The sequence below is a fragment of the Clostridium sp. CTA-5 genome, assembly GCF_054768135.1.
The window spans coordinates 234,845-254,153 of record NZ_BAAAAT010000004.1 but is presented as its reverse complement, the minus strand read 5'-3'; the positions used below and the strand labels follow the sequence as shown (position 1 = coordinate 254,153).

The following is a 19,309-nucleotide window of genomic DNA, read 5'->3' as shown; positions in this document are numbered from 1 at the left end:
ATGTTCTAATTAAGTTATTACATTTATAATCTTTTATATAATTTTTATAGAAAACTATATCTTTAATTAATAATGTCTAGTTAGAAGCATATATATAATATATTTTCTATATAAGTTCCTCACTATAGTAATCAGTAATATCATTTATAAATATTCTAAGATTTATATTAATGAACAAACTTTATTGGAACTTATATACTTTATATAATATGAAATATTCTATGTTGTGGGTACAAAATTGTAAGTACAAAATAAAAAGCTAAATCATGAATAATAACTTGATTTAGCTTTTAAATTAAAAACTTAATTTAATTAGTATTAAAAATAACTCTACTAAATAAATTTATAATTAGTAAAGTTATTTTATCTTTTCTATTCTTGTTAATTGTGCCTCTCCTGTCTTAGGAACATTAACATATACTTCTACAAAATCAATTTTATTCTTTGGTTTTGTAGTTACTGCTCCACATATAAATATATAATTTATTCCATTAGCTACTTGACTTTTAACAGCTATAGGAGTAAATGTAGTACCTACATATCCTTTTAACGCTTCACTTAGAACCTCTTTATCATGTTTTCTTACATATCTATGATTATTCCATTCACTACTATTTTCCATATTAATCTTCTCCATTTAATTTAGTATTTTTATATTAATATATATCTTCTAATTAAGTTAATACATTTATAATGTTTTATAAAACATTATATCTTTGATTAAAACTTTCTATTTAGAATCATATATATAATAAATTTTCTATATAAGTTCCCAACTATACTGGTGAATCATACCCTTTATAAATATTTTAAGATTTATATTAATTAATAAAATTTACTAAAACTTATATATTTATAAAAAATTTAATATACATCATCAAAAGAATCTTCCTTTTGTTATAATATGTAAGAATATCAAATGTGTGTATGTTACTCTTATAATTTTGTAATTATTATTTATCTATAATAATAGACTTTTGAGTCTTCATTTTTAACATATGTGAGAAAAATTTTAAAATCAAATATATCTTTATTTTTTCTTATTTAGGTTATATATATCTAAATTCTTAAACTACCCTTTAGTACAAATTATCAACATATTTAGTAAACTCAAAAATAAAAACAGTAAATAGTGTTATAACTACTTACTGTTTTTATTAATATACTTAACTTATAAAACTAATTTTTATTAACTAACTCTCAACTTTATACTAGTTTGAGAATGTTTGTGTACCCATGTATTTATTATTATCTTTATCATAAATTACTCCTACACCAACTTTAGTATAAGAAGGACTCATCATATTGGCTCTATGTCCTGCCGAATTCCACCATTGATTAAATAACTCAACTGGATCATAAGTATTATATGCTATATTCTCTGCAGTAGCAGTATATTTATATCCTATTGCTTGTAGCCAATTTGTCCACTTAGTTCCATCTGGATTCGTATGATCAAAATAATTATTTTGAATCATATGATCACTCTTATATCTAGCTACTTGTAATAAAGTATTGTCCATAGTTAATGGTTTTAAACCTGCTTCTACCCTTTTTTGATTCATTAACTCTAAAATCTTATTTTCAGCACTACCTTGTATAGTAATAGCATATTTTTGTGGTAATGTAGCTAATCCATTTATGCTTACAGTTGCTGTATTTGCATTTGTAGAACTTGAGTTTTCTTGTTTATTTGGTGTTACTGTGTTTCCTGTTCCATTTGAACTTTCATTAGTTCCAGGTTTATTTGGTGTTACTGTTTTTCCTGTTCCATTACCATTTGTTCCTGGTTTATCTGGTGTGACTTTAGTTGTCGTTCCAGCACCATTTGTTCCTGGCTTTTCTGGAGTTGCTGTCTTACCTGCTCCGTTTGAACTACCATTTATCCCCGGATTATTTGAATTTATTACATTATTAGGGTCTTCTGCAATATTACCAGTATTAGAATCAGTAATATTTACAATACAATTTAACCAATCAAAGTTCTTATTACATACAAATGTATCTTTTATTTTAGGATTTCCTATTTGTACTTTTCCATTTGAATCAATATAATACCATATACAATTGGTTTGGTTTAATTGATTACAAGTATTATTAGTAGGTTGTTTTACGGCTGCAGATACTCCTAATGGTGATAGAGTAGTTATTGTAGCTGCTGCTACTACTGCTCCTATGGTTCTTTTTAAAAACGCTTTCTTCATTAGTCATTTCTCCTTCGTTTAACCTTATTTGGATTTATGTGTATTTTTGAATATACTCCTTTTTATTAAAGTCTTTTTCATCTATTCAAATTTATTACATCACAATCCTTGTTTTTATCCTATCATATTTTCGACTTTTTTCAACATTTAAAAAAACTGATTGAATTAAATTATCTCCTTTTCTTTTTTGTATGCAATTTTTATTTCATTTTTTCTAGTTATTTTATAAAAAGTTTAGTAATAATTTATTATTTTTTACAATTTAATAATATATCATCAATATTTTAGCAATAAATAAGCTATTTAAAATTATTTTTTAAAAAAATTTCTTTACATTCTATCTTTTGTTTATTTTTTTATTAATGTATCTAGATAATTTTTACCAAAATAATATTTTAATTAAATAAATTATCTTTCAAAACTTATCTAGTAAAAAGAAGTACTATAATAATTTTTTATCCTATAGTACTTCTTTAAATTAAGATAATAGGATTTAATTATTCTCTTTCAGATAATTTTTTGTATATATTATATCTTTCATTTGCATCCTCTTCTGTCTTTTCAAATAATCCTTCAGCGATTTCTGGGAATGCTTTAGCAAGTGATGCATATCTTACTTCTCCCATTAAAAATTCTCTAAAATCTCCTTTAGGTTCTTTGGAATCTAAAGAAAATGGATTTTGGTTTCCTTTTAATGTTGGATTATATCTATAAAGATTCCAATATCCACATTCTACAGCTTTTTTCTCTTCTTCTTGAGAATTGGACATTCCTATTTTAATTCCATGGCTAATACAAGTAGCATAAGCGATTATTAATGATGGTCCATCATAAGCTTCTGCTTCTGCTATTGCTTTAAGAGCTTGATTTTTATCTGCTCCCATTGCAATTTGAGCAACATATACATATCCATAACTCATGGCCATCATTCCTAAATCTTTCTTCTTAGTTCGCTTACCAGATGCTGCAAATTTAGCTATTGCAGCTGTTGGTGTTGATTTTGACGATTGACCACCAGTATTAGAATAAATTTCAGTATCAAAAACCAATACATTTATATCTTCTCCTGATGCAAGTACATGGTCAAGTCCACCATATCCTATGTCATAAGCCCAACCATCTCCACCAAATATCCATTGTGATCTTTTAACTAAAAATTCTTTGTCTTTTAATATTACTTTTGCAATTTCATTGTTTTCATTTTCAAGAACTTCTACCACTTTATTTGATCTATTTCTTGTACCTTCTCCATTATCTTTATTTTCTAACCATTCTTTTAATACCTCTTTAGCTGAAGGAGATATATCAGATTCAATTGCTGTTTTAATATTATTAGCTATTCTTTCCCTTACTGATTTAACTCCTAAATGCATTCCAAGTCCAAATTCCGCGTTATCTTCGAATAATGAATTAGCCCAAGCTGGCCCATATCCTTTTTGATTAACTGTATATGCACTTGATGGAACTGACCCTGCCCAAATTGATGAACATCCTGTAGCATTTGCTATCATCATTCTATCTCCAAATAATTGAGTTATAAGTTTAGCATATGGAGTTTCTCCACATCCTGCACAGGCACCTGAATATTCAAGTAATGGTTGCTCAAATTGACTACCTTTAACTGTATTTTTATTCATAGGATTCTTATTTTCTACTTTTTCAACTGCATAATTCCAAGCCTCAATTTGTTCATGTTGAGAATCTTGAGATTTCATTACTAAAGCTTTTCCTGGTGCTGGACAAATTTGTGCACAATTTCCACAACCAGTACAATCTAATGGAGTAATACCAATTGTATAATATAATTTTTCATCACTCTTTAATCCCTTAGGTTCAACTAATTTCATAGATTTTGGTGCATTATCTTTTTCCTTATCATTTAATAAGAAAGGTCTTATTGTTGCATGTGGGCATACATATGAACATTGATTACATTGTATACATTTTTCTAAATCCCATTCTGGTACACTTACTGCTATTCCTCTCTTTTCATAAGCTGATGTTCCATGCATAAATGTACCATCTTCCATTTTATTTTTTACAAATATTGAAACTGGTAATGAATGCCCATTTTCTTTACTTATTGGATAAACAATTTCTTTTATAAATTCAGGCACATCCTTAAGTTCTTCTAACTTTTCATCTTGAGCAACTCCCCAAGAACCTGGTACATTTATTTTTACTATTGCTTCTACACCAGCATCAATTGCAGCATTATTCATATTAACTATTTTTTCACCCTTCTTGCCATATGAAGTAATGACTGCCTCTTTTAAATATTTTACTGCATCTTCTATTGGGATTATATTAGCTATTTTAAAGAATGCGGCTTGCATTATCATGTTTATTCTTCCACCAAGACCAATTTCTTGTGCTATTTTAACAGCATTTAATGTATAAAATTCTATATTATTTTGAGAGATAAATCTTTTCATTTTAGCTGGTAACCTTTGTTCTAATTCTTCTGCTGTCCAAATAGTATTTAATAAAAACTTAGCATTTTTCTTTAATCCTTCTAGTACGTCATATTTATAAACATAGGCTTGATTATGACATGCAATAAAATCTGCCTTATCTATTAAATATGGAGATTTAATAGGCTGTTTACCGAATCTTAAGTGAGAGACTGTTATACCACCAGATTTTTTAGAATCATATGAAAAATAACCTTGGGCATACATATCAGTATGATCTCCAATTATTTTTATTGCACTCTTATTAGCACCAACTGTACCATCTGATCCTAATCCCCAAAATTTACAAGCTGTAGTTCCTTCAGGAGTTGCATCTATTTCTTTTGATTCTTTTAATGATGTATTAGTTACATCATCAACAATTCCTATTGTAAATCCATTTTTAGGTTCATCTTTAATTAGATTTTCATAAACTGATGCTATATGTGATGGATTTGGATCTTTTGAACCTAATCCAAACCTTCCACCTACTATTATTGGAGCTTCCTTTTTATCTTGGAAGGTTCTAACAACATCTAAATATAAAGGTTCTCCAATAGAACCTGGTTCTTTAGTTCTATCTAAAACTGCAATTTTTTGAACGGTTTCTGGTATAACTTTTAATAATCTTTCCATTGAAAATGGTCTATATAGTCTTACCTTTATAAGACCTACTTTTTGTTTATTAGCATTTAAATAATCTACTGTTTCTTCAACTGTGTCTGTTACTGATCCCATTGCAATTATGATTCTATCAGCATCATTAGCTCCATAATAATCAAAACAATGATATTCTCTACCTGTTAATTTCGTTATTTCACTCATATATTCTTCTACAACACATGGAATATCATCATAAAATCTATTAACAGATTCTCTAGTTTGGAAATATATATCTGGATTTTGAGCAGTTCCTCTTGTAACAGGATGATTGGGATTTAAAGAATTCTTCCTAAACTCTTCAATAGCATTATAATCAACTAATTTAGCTAATTCATCTTGTTCTATAACTTCTACTTTTTGTATTTCATGTGATGTTCTAAAGCCATCAAAGAAGTTTATAAATGGAATCTTACTCTTTATTGTTGCTAAATGAGCTACTCCTGATAAATCCATAACTTCTTGAACAGATCCTTCTGCAAGCATTGCAAACCCAGTTTGTCTTACAGCCATAACATCTTGATGATCACCAAATATATTTAAGGAAGATGTTGCAAGTGCTCTCGCTGATACATGTATAACACAAGGTAATCTTTCACCTGCTATCTTATACATATTAGGTATCATAAGTAGTAATCCTTGAGAAGCTGTATAAGTAGTCGTTAATGCTCCTGCTTGAAGTGACCCATGAAGTGCTCCTGCTGCACCAGCTTCTGATTGCATTTCTACAACCTTTACAGGTTGACCAAATATATTTTTTCTTCCTTGTGCTACCCATTCATCAACATGTTCTGCCATTGGAGATGATGGGGTTATTGGGAAAATTGAAGCTACCTCTGTAAATCCATATGATATGTGTGCTGCAGCGGTATTACCATCCATTGTCTTCATTTTTCTCATCTTATCCACCGTTGCCAATAATATGTAAATATATAAAGCTTATTTTATGTATCATTTACTCTACACTGTTTTACTTAAAGTTACTTTAGTTTATTATAATATTCCTTGAACTTCCACTCTATGAAAGTAACTTTCTTATTTATTTAAGTTTTATAATATTATTATCATTTTTCATTGACAACGATTTTCACCACCTTTCTTAATTTTATTAATTTAATACCAATAAACATCTGAATTAGTAATGCTCTCTATTAGTTAATTTAATCTGTTTTATTTTAATTCCTAAAACTAATAGTTTTATAATATGTTTTTAATTCAATATTTTTATTTCATTTTATAGTATTGTAAAAAAATTATGTATTATGTGTAGAATCTTTAAAATTATAAATTTACATATTTTATATAAGCTATTTATATCCACATCTGTTAAACGCTAAAAATTTTCTATTAATTAATAAACCATTAATAGAAAATTTTTGTTAGATTATTAATTTTTTATTATAAATTTTTTATATACTTATCTTTTTAAATAACTAAAAATAGAATTTGCATTTATTTACAATATTTCAAAACTTAATTATTAAGATATTGTATATAGTACAAATTCTATTTAAAGACTACATCATATTGTTAAATATACCCAAAACATTTAAAATACCATATCCCCATTGAGGATTAGGATATATATCCCCTGCTCTTTTTATAGTACCTCTTGTTAAATAAGTCTTTATTGTTTGAGAATACATATGAGGCTCATTACCATCAATAATTCCCCATTGAAATAATATAGCGCAAGTACCTGCAACAACTGCAGCTGAAACACTTGTTCCATTTACTATCTTAACTGAATTGTTTGGAGCTACTGTTAAGGCATTTACACCTCCTGCCGCAACATCTATTCTATTAATATAATCATTAGTAAATCCCATTCCTGAATAATTCACTATATTATTATTATTTTGGTTATATGCAGCTACTGTAATTGCTGAAAGTGAATCTCCTGGTCCTGTCAGTGTCCCAAAAGGATCTGATGGATTAAAATGAGTATTTCCAACTGTTACTCCATATTGAGGTATCCAAATATTATAAGTTCCATCCAAAACCAGATTTGCAATTAATTTTATTTTCCATATTCCTGGTTGTAAATTATAAAAATTAATCCGTATTAGTTCATCTCCAGTATTCTCCTCTGGTAAATAAAAATTAACTTTTATTAATGTTTTTTCAAATATAAATTCATAAGTTTCAGTTGTATTAATTATAGCAGGTACTACACCTGTATTTTCTCCTGATGGCGATACTATATCTATTGTCATTATATTAGGAGAATCCACCCAAATCTCAACCCATAAATTTTTTTGTTCTTCTGACATATCTAATTCTACTGTATTTGTTGCATCTACTTCTTTAATAGCACCTGATACATGTTCTCCTCTATCTCTTTCATTTCCTGCACCTGTTATAACAACTATTCCTCTATTATTAGAAATTGATTCAATGTATTCTTGTAAAATTCCATTTCCTTTATGATTTCCAGAATTTGTCCCAAGTGGAAGGTATATAACCATCGGCTTAGACTTTTTTAAGGCATATTGATATAAAAATTCTATTGCTGAAAAAATAGATGTAATGTTAAAAATAGGAACTTTTATATCAAATTGAGTTTTATATGCATAGTCTTCAATTAATTTTACTACTGCAAACTCACAATTTGGAGCAACACCTTTTAAATCTGGATTTTTTCCAGTCGCTCCAATTATTCCACTCATATTTGTACCATGTCCTATTTCATCTATAGTTGGAACTATTTCATATGGTGATTTTCCTTCTCTATATTCTTTTATTGCTTCATCTATTTCATTTTTTGTATATATAACACCATATGGCATAGGATAATCATCATTTTCTTTGTATGATTTTATTGTTTGATCCCAAATACAATCAATTCTAGTTTTGCCATCAGATGTCATAAATTCATCACTTAAATAGTCAATGCCAGTATCTATCACCCCAACAATAACACCTTTTCCAGTTAAATTTAATGGCATATCTAACTGTAAACTTCTTACTTGAGAAGCTTCTATTGGAGAAATATCCTGTAATGTATATATTTCTACAGATTTAATATATACAATATTTGATAATAATGGGTCATTAATATTAATCTTAATATCTTTATTAAATGAAATTATTGCATATTTATTGTTGATTATAGTGATATAATATCCAGCATTTCTTAAAGAATTTTTATCAATATGACCTTGGTACTGTATAATATAATGATTATAATTTATATCATGAAAAATATCTTGTGGAACATCATAATTGTTTTCCATAATTAAAATACATCTCCTTTGGTAATCTAATAAACAGTTTGCCAACATAATATTGAGTAAAAGTATTTTTTTTACATGTTCTATATTTTCGACTAATAACATTAAAAGTTTTTAATAAATTAAGAGTCCCATAGCCTAGTTCTTTATTAGGAAACATATATATAGATTTTCTATCAGCTCCATATACTAAATAACTTCTAATTTTTGTAGAATACATAGTTGTGTCATTACCATCAACAACTCCCCATTGCAATAAAAGTGCACAAGCTCCAGCTACTATTGATGTTGCAGCTGAGCTTCCAGATGCAACTGTTATTCCTCCTGAACTCTTTGTGGTTAAAATATTAATACCTACTGTAGCTATATCAGGATTAATTAAACCATTTGTATTAAACCCTCTTCCCGAAGTTGCTATTAAGCTTTCTTCTACTTCTCCATGATATGCTACAGTAACAACTTTTCTTGCCGTACATGGAATTGTCAACGTTGTAAATGGATCTGGAGTTAAAAATCTTGTATTTTTAGGTAATGTATTTTCTGGTGGAAGCCATATATCATATTTTCCTTGACTTATATAGTCTCCTCTTAAAATAAACTGCCATATTCCTGGTTTTATATTGGTAAAAATTAGTTCTATAACTTCATGTCCTGTAAATTGTTCAGGCATATAATAATTAATTACCATATTAGTTTTTGAAAGTATAAAATCTATCTTTGAAGTTTTATTTCTTTTACCCTGAATAAAACTAGATTCTTCTCCACTTGGTGAAATTACGTTTAATGACATTTTATCAGGTTTTTGTATCCATATAAGAAAAGAAAAATATTTCATTTCTTTTGATATATTTAGTTCTACTTTATTAGTATCTCCTATATTTTTAATATTTCCAGATGCATGTCCATCTGCAGCTCCTTCATTTCCAACACCGGCAACTAAAGCTAATCCTCGTGTGCTTGCTATAGACGTTAAATATCTTGATATTAAATTATTTCCATCATGACTTCCTTCAGTACTTCCAACCCCTAAATATATAACCATTGGTTTGTTTAACTTTAAAGCAATATTTTTTAAATATTCTATTGCTGTTAAAACTTCTGAAGCATTATAAACTGGAGTATCTTTAACTCCATTTTCTCTTAATCTTTTTTTGAAATTATTAGATTCAAGAAGTTTTACAACCACAAATTCACTATCATTTGCAATCCCTTGAAATTCATTATTATATCCTCTTGCACCCATTATTCCTGCCATTTCAGTTCCATGACCTATTTCATCTTTTGATGGAACAATTTTATATGGATCTTGATTATTTTTATTTGCATTTATTGCATAATTTATTTCTTCATTTGAATAAGAAGCTCCAATATACAATGATTGATCCTTTACATTACGAATTGTTTGATCCCATATGTTAACTATCCTTGATGTGCCATCTTCTCTTATAAATTCTTGATTAAGATAATCTATTCCAGTATCAACAATTCCTATTAAAACCCCTTTACCTGTTAATTGTAGATAAGGATTAGATTTAATTTCGATTATATTTCCTGCTTCAATTGGTGATGTATTTTGTAACACAAAAATGCTTCTAAAATCAATAAAAATTATAGATGGAACATCTATTATAAGTTGATTTAAATATTTATATGGTACTGCAATAACTCCTATTGTATTAGTAATTATATCTCCACAAGCATATGTTACTTTGTCTATTTGCTCTTTAAAATCCCCTCTGTATTCAACTAAAAAATTAGGATAATCTTCTAAATAATATAAATTACAGTCCCTTGAATTCATTAAATTTAGCTCCTAATAATACTTATAACTAATATGTATGTATAATTTTTAATAAAAATTATTTAATTTTATTAACGCTAATAAATTTTATGGTTTAAATATGTATTTTTTATATTTAAATCTACTATGGTAAAGTTTTGTAAATATGTTACGATAATAATATAAATGTAATTTTTTATATTATATTAAACTTATTTATAATTTTTAGTTGTAACATATTATGATTATTAAATTATAATAAAAAATTTAATTTTTAAAAAAGGAGGGGTATAGTATTATGAGTAGTAGTTTAAATATAAATTCTAATAGTTTAAACTTATTCCAATGCAAAAATACGAATTTTACCAAGAAAATTACACTAGAAAATAATGACACAAATGAAAAAACTAAAAATAATAATGTTAGTCTTAAAATTAATCAAAAAAATAATCAAAATAAACTAATGGAAAATCTTCAAAAACAACATCAAAATCTTTTAGAAAAAAAACAAGCACTAATGGCAAACAAAGATATGAATGTAGATGAAAAAAAATACAAACTTGAAGAAGTCAACAAAAATATAGAAGAAATCAACAAACAAATGATGGAAATTTCAATTCAAGAAAAACAAAAAGAAATTGAAGAAGAACAAGAAAAAATGTTAAAGAAAAATGCTGAGGAAGAAAAACGAAAAGAAAATGGTGATGAGGTAAGAGATGATATTATAATTTCTGCTAGTTTAAATGAACTTATTAAATTTAGCCATTCAAAAGATAATATACATCTACTTAAAGATAGCCAAAATAGACAAAAAATAGAAGCTCAATATATTAAGCCTAATGATAACCCTAATAGTTACAATAATAAACGTTTGGCTCAAATAGGCAAGAGTCTTGCATCTCTTAATCTTTCTATTAATAACGAAGTTAGAAAAATAAATAAATCATCTGAAAGAGTCAAATTAAAAACTGATATAGCTTCTGAACAATTAAAAAATAAAAATGATGATGAAAATCAAGAAGAACAAATAAAAAATGCTAAACCAAATGAAGCTGTCTCAAAAAATGTACTATAATTAGAAAAGTTAATTCTCTCAAAATTAATATAGGGCTGTCTAAAATTTATTTTTAAGACATGCCCTTTTTTATTAATAAATTTCTTTAACAGTATGTATATAGCTATAATTTAAATCTATAACCTGCTCCCCATACAGTTTCGATAAATTTAGGATTACTACTATCTTCTTCAATCTTTTCTCGTATTCTATTAATATGCACTGTAACAGTTGCAACATCTGCATATGAATCTAGCCCCCAAATTCTATCTAAAAGAGTTGTTTTTGAAAAAACAATATTAGGATTAGTAGCTAAAAATAATAACAACTCAAATTCTTTATTTGCAAATTTTACTTCTTTGTCATCAACATATACTCTCCATGCATTTGTTAATATTTTTAATCTTCCAAATTTTATAATTCCAAATTCTGATTCACTCTTTTTTTCACTTGATATTAATCTATCATAACGAGAAATATGAGCATTTACTCTAGCCACAAGTTCACTAGGATCAAAAGGTTTAACAATATAATCATCTGCTCCGAGTCCAAGCCCTCTTATCTTATCTATAGATTCCTTTTTTGCTGTAACCATTAATATAGGAATCTCTTTACTATTTCTTATTTCTCTACAAATTTCAAAACCATCTTTGTTAGGAAGCATTACATCTAAAAGTATTAAATCAAATTCTTTATTTAACGCAAGATTTAACCCTTCTTCTCCATTCATTGCTATCTCTGTTTCAAACCCACTTATTTCAAGATAATCTCTCTCCAATTCTGCAATAAGTTTATCATCTTCTATAATTAATATCTTTCTCATCTTCTTTTCTCCTATTATGATTTTCTAAAAATATATATTAATATTTTTTAATGATTTTAACCTTATCTAATAATGGGTAAATTTATAGTAATTGCAAGGCCATTTATATTTTCAGCAACAATTGTTCCACCATGTGCTTTTACTATATACTCAGCTATAGAAAGTCCAAGTCCACTGCCCTCACTTGAATTAGTCCTTGCCACATCTTCTCTATAAAAACTAACAAATAAACGTGAAAGATTTTCTTCTAAAACTCCTGGACCATCATCCTTAATACTTAAAACAACATTATCTCCTTGTTTATTCACTGTAATATTTACATTTCCACGATCCTTCCCTTTATATTTTGCACTATTTTCAAGTATATTAGTTAAAACTCTATTCATTTCTTCACAGTCAATATTAGTTAAAATATCATTATCAATATTATTTTCATAAAATAAAGTAATTCCTTTTCCTTCAAATTCATCTATTACACTTTTTAAAAAACTATTTAAGAATTCATTGAAATAAACCTTTCTAAAATTAAAAGGAAACTTTCCTGTATCTAGCTTAGAAAATAAAAATAACTTATCAACTAATCTATCCATGTCACAAGCTTTATTATATATAACATCATGATACCTTTGAGATTTCTCAGGTGTATTAGCAACACCATCTTTTAAGCCCTTAACATATCCTTTAATTGTTGTTAATGGAGTACGTAAATCATGAGATATTCCTGCAACCAATTCTTTTCTATTTTCTTCATATTTTAATTGCATTTGTACAGATTGATTTAACCTAATTCTCATTTTATTAAAATCATCACAAACTTTTGTAAATTCATCATTGCCTTTATAATTTATTTCAAAATCAAGATTACCTTCTTCAATTTGTCCTGCACCATAACTTAATAAGTCTAAAGGTTCAATTAGACTCTTAGCTAAACATGATGATAATATACCATTTGTTAATATAATAATAAGCAATGCTATCACAAAGACAATTCCCATATAACTAACAAAAAATGTTCTAACCTCTGATTTCATATGTTCTCTGCTCATTAAAATATTTGATTTAATAGCAATTATATTAATAGTTTTATCATCTTTAATAAAACTATTTTTAACTATAGATGCAGAATTAACTTCCATTACTATCGAGTCTGCTGAAGAGAGTACGTCCGTTTGTATTTTAGAAATAGAATCTTTATCTTCTTCCGTTAAATTTGAAAAAATTATATCTTTATTACTCGTAATTATTAAATTGTATCCTATTTCTTGCAGAGTTTCTTCAACTTTCTTTTCATCTTCATTTCCTTTATTGTCTTTCAAATTTTTACTATAAGAATTTAAAACTTTCTGTACATAATAGGTTCCATTATTATCATTTAACGCTTTTATCTTTTTTCCATATGTTTCTGTAAAACCTTCAAGCATTCCTCCTGCAATTACTACTATAAGTATCGCTGGAACTACTAACATTAAAATATTTGAAATAGCTATACGCTTTTTTATCATCATATTACGGTATCAGTTCTCAAAACATTATAAAACTCTTTAATTATAAATAATTTTAAATATTAACTCTTTAAATATATAATTTATTTTTTCAATGTGCCTTAAGTTTTATAATCTTAACTGTTTCTATGAACTTTCTCCTTTCTTAATTAGATGCTTTGTTTATATTTAACATTACAATATACATAAATTTATTCTAAACTTATAAATAATTTCTATTTTATTAATATTCTTTCTTTTCAAATAATGCATATGCTACTGAAAAAAATACTAAAGAATATCCTATAAGCAATCCTACAAATACTAAAATTGATTTTATTGGCATTTGAGCTCCAATAAAAAGTTTATACCAATTTGTATAAGAAACAAATATCATTGATGATATTGAAGGAATGCCTATTCCAAGTAATACAATTATAATATAAATTAACACTGAAAGCATTACTTAAGATGAAGAACTTTTTGACAGTTATGTGTAATTTTTTTATAAATAATATATAAACAATATATAAATATTTCTTTTATATGCATAAAAAGTTAGATGATACAAAAAGGTAACATCTAACTTTTTAAATTTGATTACATTTTAAAATAGTATTTATGTTTCAGTTTAATAAATAACTAACATAGAAATTTTATTTTTAGCAATCTACTCTTTACTCGTATCTAAGTGCTTCAATTGGATCAAGTTCTGCTGCCTTTTTAGCTGGATAATATCCAAAGAAGATACCAATTACCATTGAGAATGTAAAACTTATTAAAATTACAATTAATGATATTGATGGGGGCCTTCCAAGAAGTTTAGCTCCTACTGCACCAAGTATTACTCCAAGAATTATTCCTATAATACCACCAATACCACATATTATCATTGACTCAACTATAAATTGCATTTGAATATATCCACTTTTAGCTCCTAATGCTTTTCTAGTTCCTATTTCTCTGGTTCTTTCAGTAACAGATACAAGCATTATATTCATTACTCCAATACCTCCAACTAAAAGAGATATTCCCGCAATTACAGATATAGCTATTTTTATTGTTGACATCATTGAAGTCATTGAATCAAGCATACTTTCCATATTACTAGCTGTTGCTTCCCAATCATTATTTTGAGCATATATATTCGCTAAATAAGATGAAAGTTCATTTGTAAAATCTTTAATATTTACATTTTCTTTAGTTTTTATTGTTATAGATTGATAATTTTTATTTAAAGATGATGTTTTTACTACAGTTACTGGAAGATATAAGTCTGTACTTAAATTATCTTCTGATGCTGAACTGTTCATTCCAGATGACTGATATTTATATACTCCAATTATTGTATAACTCTTAATGGAATTTGATGTATAAACTTTTACTTCTTGACCTATTGAATCAGCATCTGAACCAAATATTCTAGATACTAACTTATCAGATACTACTGCAACTTTTTTTCCTTCATCCATATCTTGTTGCGTAATATATCTGCCTTCAGTAAGTTTTACATTTTTAACCTGTTCATAACCATCATTTGTACCTACTATATTAACATTTGCATATAAAGAACCATCTTTTACTTTACCTGAACTATCATTACTGGATATACTTATAGCACTTATTTTATCATCAAAATTTTCTTGTAATACTTTTATTTTATCCATAGATAAAAGATCAGAGTCATTAGGTGTTTTATTCGTGGTCGATCCACCTTTTCCGCCTCCAGATTTTCCACTTCCACTCATTCTTCCGCCTCCTAGAATCCCTGCTCCTGGTATTGCACTAACCTTTCCTGAATTTCCACCTTTAGTTCCACCAGAACCTGAAGATCCTGAACCTGACTGCCAGTTCTTTGATTGAGCATCAGATTGTCCATTATTTTTACTACTAGATAAACTTTCACTTCTTTGTGTTACATTAACGGTAATATTATTAGATCCCATGTCAGCCATAGAACTTGTTACAGATGATGTTAGTGCATTTCCTACTGAAACAATAGCAATTACAGACGATATGCCTATTATTATCCCAAGCATTGTAAGAAGCGCACGCATTTTATTGGATTTAAGTCCTGATATTGCAAGCATTATATTTTCTTTTATAAACATGACTTTTCACCAACTTTAAATCTTTTAGAGTATTTATCATTATATCTTTCTGAAATTATTTTTCCATCTTTAAGTACTATAATCTTTTCAGTTTCTTCTGCAAGCTCATCATTATGTGTTATTAATACTATTGTCTTTCCCTCTTGCTCATGAATTTTATGAAATAAATCCATGACAAGTCTTCCAGTTGAAGAATCAAGAGCTCCTGTTGGTTCATCTGCTAGAATTATACTTGGATTATTTGCAAGAGCTCTTGCTATTGCAACTCTTTGTTTTTGTCCTCCTGATAACTCATTGGGTTGATGCCTCATTCTTTCTTTCATTCCAACAAGTTCTAAAAGTTCTTCTGCACGTTCTCTTCTTTCTTTTGAATTTACTCCATAATATAACATTGGCAGTTCAACATTTTTCAATGCTGAACTCCTTGGTATTAAATTATAAGTCTGAAAAACAAATCCTATTTGCTTATTTCTTATTTCTGATAAACTGTCATCTGATTTATCATTAACGTTAGTACCTTCTAAAAAATAACTTCCAGATGTAGGTCTATCAAGAGCACCTATTATATTCATTAAAGTACTTTTACCCGATCCAGATGTTCCAACAATAGATACAAATTCTCCTTTTTTAACATTAATATCAATGTTTTTTAGTATATGTAGTTCATTGGGAGTTCCTATATAGAAGCTTTTCACAATATTTCTCATTTCTATTATATTTTCACTCAAAAAACTCACCTCTTCTTTATTTGTACAATACTTCCTGGTTTATAATTTGAAGTATCAGTAAGTACAATTAATCTATCATTGAGATCTTCTCCTTGAATTTCTACATTGACATCTGATTCCATTCCTTTGGTTACTGGTATTTCTTTAACCACATATTGTCCATTTTGTTGTTCTGCTACATATATACTACTTTTATTATTTTTATTAACAACAGCAGAATATGGAACTGTATATATATCATCTTTTTCATCTAAAATAATATTAACTATCGCATTCATACCAACTTTAATATTTTCATTTGCACTATCTATCTTAATTTTTGCAGTAAATGTCACATTAGTGTTGTTTGAACTGTTATTATTGTTTCCACCACCACTACTATTTGATGATGAACTACCTGTTGATGAACTGCTTGTACTTGAATTACTTGAAATTGGATCAATGCTAATAACTTCTCCAGTAAATTCATCCTTTCCAGTTGCATCTGTTGTTATTTTGGCTTTTTGTCCAACCTTTATCTTTGGAACATCTACTTCATCTACTGATACATTGACAATTAAATCATCTAAATTTTCAATTTTAAATAGTGCTCCATTACTTGCACTACCTACTGTTGCACTAACAGATGTTATAGTTCCATCGACTGGAGCTACAATTGTACAATTTGCTAAATCTTTTTGTTTGTTTGCTAAATCTATTTTAGAAGTTTGATTTTCAGCATTTATTTGTGCAGTTTTATAATTGTTTTCTGCAACACTTAACGCTTGTTTAACTGAAACTTTTTTTGATTCTAATGCAACAGTCGCTTTATCATAATTTGATTTTGCATTTTCATAATCATTTTGAGCCTTATTTAAGACATCTTGTGAAATTTCACCATTTTGTAACATTGCTTTATCATATTCATAAGTTTTTTGCTTATCATCAAGTGCTAACTTAGTTGAATTAACATCAGCTTGTGCATTTATTATATCTGTATTTAAATTATTGTTATATAAATACAATGCATCATCATATGCCTTTTTCTTATTCTCAAGATCTATTTGAGTTGAAGCTTCATTGTTCTTAATTGTTTCTTGTAATTTTGCTATATCTTGTTCTAATGTATAAGAATCTAATACAGCTAAAACATCCCCAGCTTTTACCTTATCTCCAACAGAAACATTAACTGTTTTTACTTTTCCAGAATAATTACTATAAACATTTGTATCGTTATTAGATTTTATTGTTCCTGAAGTACTAAGGTTTTTTACAAGATTAGTTTTACTTAAAACAGTATATTTGACATTATTTTGAGCTGCTTTTACTTGCTTGTTAGCTTTAATTTTAAACGCTCCAAATATTGAAATTATAGAAATTGTTACAGCTGATATTATTATTACTTTTTTTGAGAAAAATTTTTTCTTCATAAATTTGTTATTTACACTTTCTTTATCAGATATATTTTTCTTACTAAGCGTCAGCTTCAATTTAATACCCTTCTTTCATTTGAATATATTTTAAGTAATCCAAATAACATTTATTTCTACTATTAACAAAAGTCGCATTATCTTTATCTAAAGTTAACTTTTCATTGTCTACATAATTTTTTGAAACAAAACCATAATCATATTTACTTTGTGTGATTTTATATTCGTTTTGTTCTTGAGTTATTTTATTGTAACTACTTTTTATAGAATTATATGAATTCATAAGCGTATCGTATTGTTCTTTAAAATTAATTTTTGCAATATTGTTTTTTTGTTGTAAAGAGATTTCAGCATTATCCTTATTATAATCATTTATAGCATCTGTATAATCATTATCTGTTTCATTGTCTACTGAATCTAATTGATCAATATTATTATTTGCAAGTCTTATATCTACATTATTATCAAGCATTTCTTTTAAATCACTGTCGTAATTAATTTTAGATATTTTTTCAATATCTTCATTTATATCAGTAATTATTGTTGCATTTTCCTCACTAATTCCTAATTCATTGCAAAGCTTTGTTTTTTCAAGTTTTTCTTCATTTATTAACTCGTTTAATTTATCACTTGAATCTGTATTATCTTGTGTTGAAGATATATAATCATTCTTAGACATAAATCCACTTTCATATTTAAGCTTAGATATTTGTGCATTTTTTTCTTTAGATTTTGCAGTATCTTCTTGTAATTCTTTATTAGCTAAAGTTGATAAGTATTTTATGTAATCTTGCTGAGCCTGATAGACTGCACTTTCTACTTTTTGATCATATTGAAGTTTAGCTTGTGTGTAGTTAAATGTTTTTGTATCTAGGTTTGTATTTTTTGTATCCAAATTATTCTCTGCTAAAGTCAAATCATTTTGAAGTTGCTTAGTTTTATTTGAATCTAGTTTATCATCTGCAGCAAGTTTATCTTCTGCATCTTGTTTATCTGTTTGAGCTGTCTTTACTTCATCTTTACTTTCATCATATTCTTCTTTTACTTTCTTTAGATTATTATCATAGGTTTTCATATCTAAACTATTATCAATCATAATATCTTTTATATTTTCTAAAGAAACTTTAATTATTTTATTATTAGTAGATTGTACAGTAGCTGCTTGTACACTAGATATATTTATTAAAGATGTGTTTACCAATGTCAAAGTCATAATTAAAAAACTTATATATGATTTTTTCAATTTCGTCTCCTCCTAAAGTCTCTACTTTAAAATATAGTTAAATTTTAGTGTTATTTGATTGCTTCATTATAATCGGCAATTCTAACTTTTATATAAATCAAATATAAACAAAATATAAACTTTAGAAAAA

The 19,309-nt window shown here is 27.0% G+C and carries 13 protein-coding genes; 1 reads left to right on the top strand and 12 read right to left on the bottom strand.

The window, feature by feature from the left end; all coding sequences use genetic code 11:
• Positions 1–358 precede the first annotated feature (358 nt).
• The 5 genes from ACYUET_RS10715 to ACYUET_RS10695 all read right to left on the bottom strand — a co-directional run bounded on the left by ACYUET_RS10715 (position 359) and on the right by ACYUET_RS10695 (position 10,351).
• The gene (locus tag ACYUET_RS10715; protein ID WP_460279475.1) at positions 359–622 is read right to left on the bottom strand and encodes a hypothetical protein; all 264 of its coding nucleotides are present in this window, start codon (positions 620–622) and stop codon (positions 359–361) included.
• Between the two features lie 589 nt (positions 623–1,211).
• Positions 1,212–2,204: a CAP domain-containing protein gene (locus tag ACYUET_RS10710; protein WP_460279473.1), complete on the bottom strand. Its 993-nt coding sequence runs from the start codon at positions 2,202–2,204 to the stop codon at positions 1,212–1,214.
• 497 nt (positions 2,205–2,701) lie between these two features.
• A complete protein-coding gene (nifJ, locus tag ACYUET_RS10705) occupies positions 2,702–6,217 on the bottom strand; it encodes a pyruvate:ferredoxin (flavodoxin) oxidoreductase (RefSeq protein WP_460279472.1) in 3,516 nt (1,171 codons plus the stop codon).
• 617 nt (positions 6,218–6,834) lie between these two features.
• On the bottom strand, positions 6,835–8,553 hold the full coding sequence (locus ACYUET_RS10700; RefSeq protein WP_460279470.1) for a S8 family peptidase: 1,719 nt from the start codon (positions 8,551–8,553) through the stop codon (positions 6,835–6,837).
• A complete protein-coding gene (locus ACYUET_RS10695; protein ID WP_460279469.1) occupies positions 8,537–10,351 on the bottom strand; it encodes a S8 family peptidase in 1,815 nt (604 codons plus the stop codon). Before ACYUET_RS10695 ends, ACYUET_RS10700 begins: the two co-directional genes overlap by 17 nt.
• Positions 10,352–10,628: 277 nt before the next feature.
• Here ACYUET_RS10695 and ACYUET_RS10690 point away from each other — a divergent pair, with 277 nt between their 5' ends.
• A complete protein-coding gene (locus ACYUET_RS10690) occupies positions 10,629–11,405 on the top strand; it encodes a viral A-type inclusion protein (RefSeq protein ID WP_460279468.1) in 777 nt (258 codons plus the stop codon).
• Between the two features lie 103 nt (positions 11,406–11,508).
• Here ACYUET_RS10690 and ACYUET_RS10685 read toward each other — a convergent pair whose 3' ends face one another.
• The 7 genes from ACYUET_RS10685 to ACYUET_RS10655 all read right to left on the bottom strand — a co-directional run bounded on the left by ACYUET_RS10685 (position 11,509) and on the right by ACYUET_RS10655 (position 19,179).
• Entirely contained in the window at positions 11,509–12,207 is a 699-nt protein-coding gene (locus tag ACYUET_RS10685; protein ID WP_460279467.1) for a response regulator transcription factor, read from the bottom strand.
• Positions 12,208–12,269: 62 nt separating this feature from the next.
• Entirely contained in the window at positions 12,270–13,712 is a 1,443-nt protein-coding gene (locus ACYUET_RS10680) for a sensor histidine kinase (RefSeq protein WP_460279466.1), read from the bottom strand.
• Positions 13,713–13,932: 220 nt separating this feature from the next.
• Positions 13,933–14,142: a hypothetical protein gene (locus ACYUET_RS10675; protein WP_460279465.1), complete on the bottom strand. Its 210-nt coding sequence runs from the start codon at positions 14,140–14,142 to the stop codon at positions 13,933–13,935.
• A 223-nt stretch (positions 14,143–14,365) separates the two neighbouring features.
• A complete protein-coding gene (locus tag ACYUET_RS10670; protein WP_460279464.1) occupies positions 14,366–15,799 on the bottom strand; it encodes an ABC transporter permease in 1,434 nt (477 codons plus the stop codon).
• Entirely contained in the window at positions 15,790–16,527 is a 738-nt protein-coding gene (locus tag ACYUET_RS10665) for an ABC transporter ATP-binding protein (protein ID WP_460279462.1), read from the bottom strand. Before ACYUET_RS10665 ends, ACYUET_RS10670 begins: the two co-directional genes overlap by 10 nt.
• A 5-nt stretch (positions 16,528–16,532) precedes the next feature.
• Complete coding sequence (locus ACYUET_RS10660; RefSeq protein WP_460279461.1) at positions 16,533–17,996, bottom strand: efflux RND transporter periplasmic adaptor subunit; 1,464 nt, start codon at positions 17,994–17,996, stop codon at positions 16,533–16,535.
• 1 nt (position 17,997) lies between these two features.
• Positions 17,998–19,179: a TolC family protein gene (locus ACYUET_RS10655; RefSeq protein WP_460279459.1), complete on the bottom strand. Its 1,182-nt coding sequence runs from the start codon at positions 19,177–19,179 to the stop codon at positions 17,998–18,000.
• Between the last annotated feature and the right edge of the window lie 130 nt (positions 19,180–19,309).

Bases quoted from the DNA above. Each gene is read 5' to 3' on its own strand.
- ACYUET_RS10715 (WP_460279475.1), bottom strand. From the start codon at position 622: ATGGAAAATAGTAGTGAATGGAATAATCATAGATATGTAAGAAAACAT.
- ACYUET_RS10710 (WP_460279473.1), bottom strand. From the start codon at position 2,204: ATGAAGAAAGCGTTTTTAAAAAGAACCATAGGAGCAGTAGTAGCAGCA.
- nifJ (WP_460279472.1), bottom strand. From the start codon at position 6,217: ATGAGAAAAATGAAGACAATGGATGGTAATACCGCTGCAGCACACATA.
- ACYUET_RS10700 (WP_460279470.1), bottom strand. From the start codon at position 8,553: ATGGAAAACAATTATGATGTTCCACAAGATATTTTTCATGATATAAAT.
- ACYUET_RS10695 (WP_460279469.1), bottom strand. From the start codon at position 10,351: ATGAATTCAAGGGACTGTAATTTATATTATTTAGAAGATTATCCTAAT.
- ACYUET_RS10690 (WP_460279468.1), top strand. From the start codon at position 10,629: ATGAGTAGTAGTTTAAATATAAATTCTAATAGTTTAAACTTATTCCAA.
- ACYUET_RS10685 (WP_460279467.1), bottom strand. From the start codon at position 12,207: ATGAGAAAGATATTAATTATAGAAGATGATAAACTTATTGCAGAATTG.
- ACYUET_RS10680 (WP_460279466.1), bottom strand. From the start codon at position 13,712: ATGATGATAAAAAAGCGTATAGCTATTTCAAATATTTTAATGTTAGTA.
- ACYUET_RS10670 (WP_460279464.1), bottom strand. From the start codon at position 15,799: ATGTTTATAAAAGAAAATATAATGCTTGCAATATCAGGACTTAAATCC.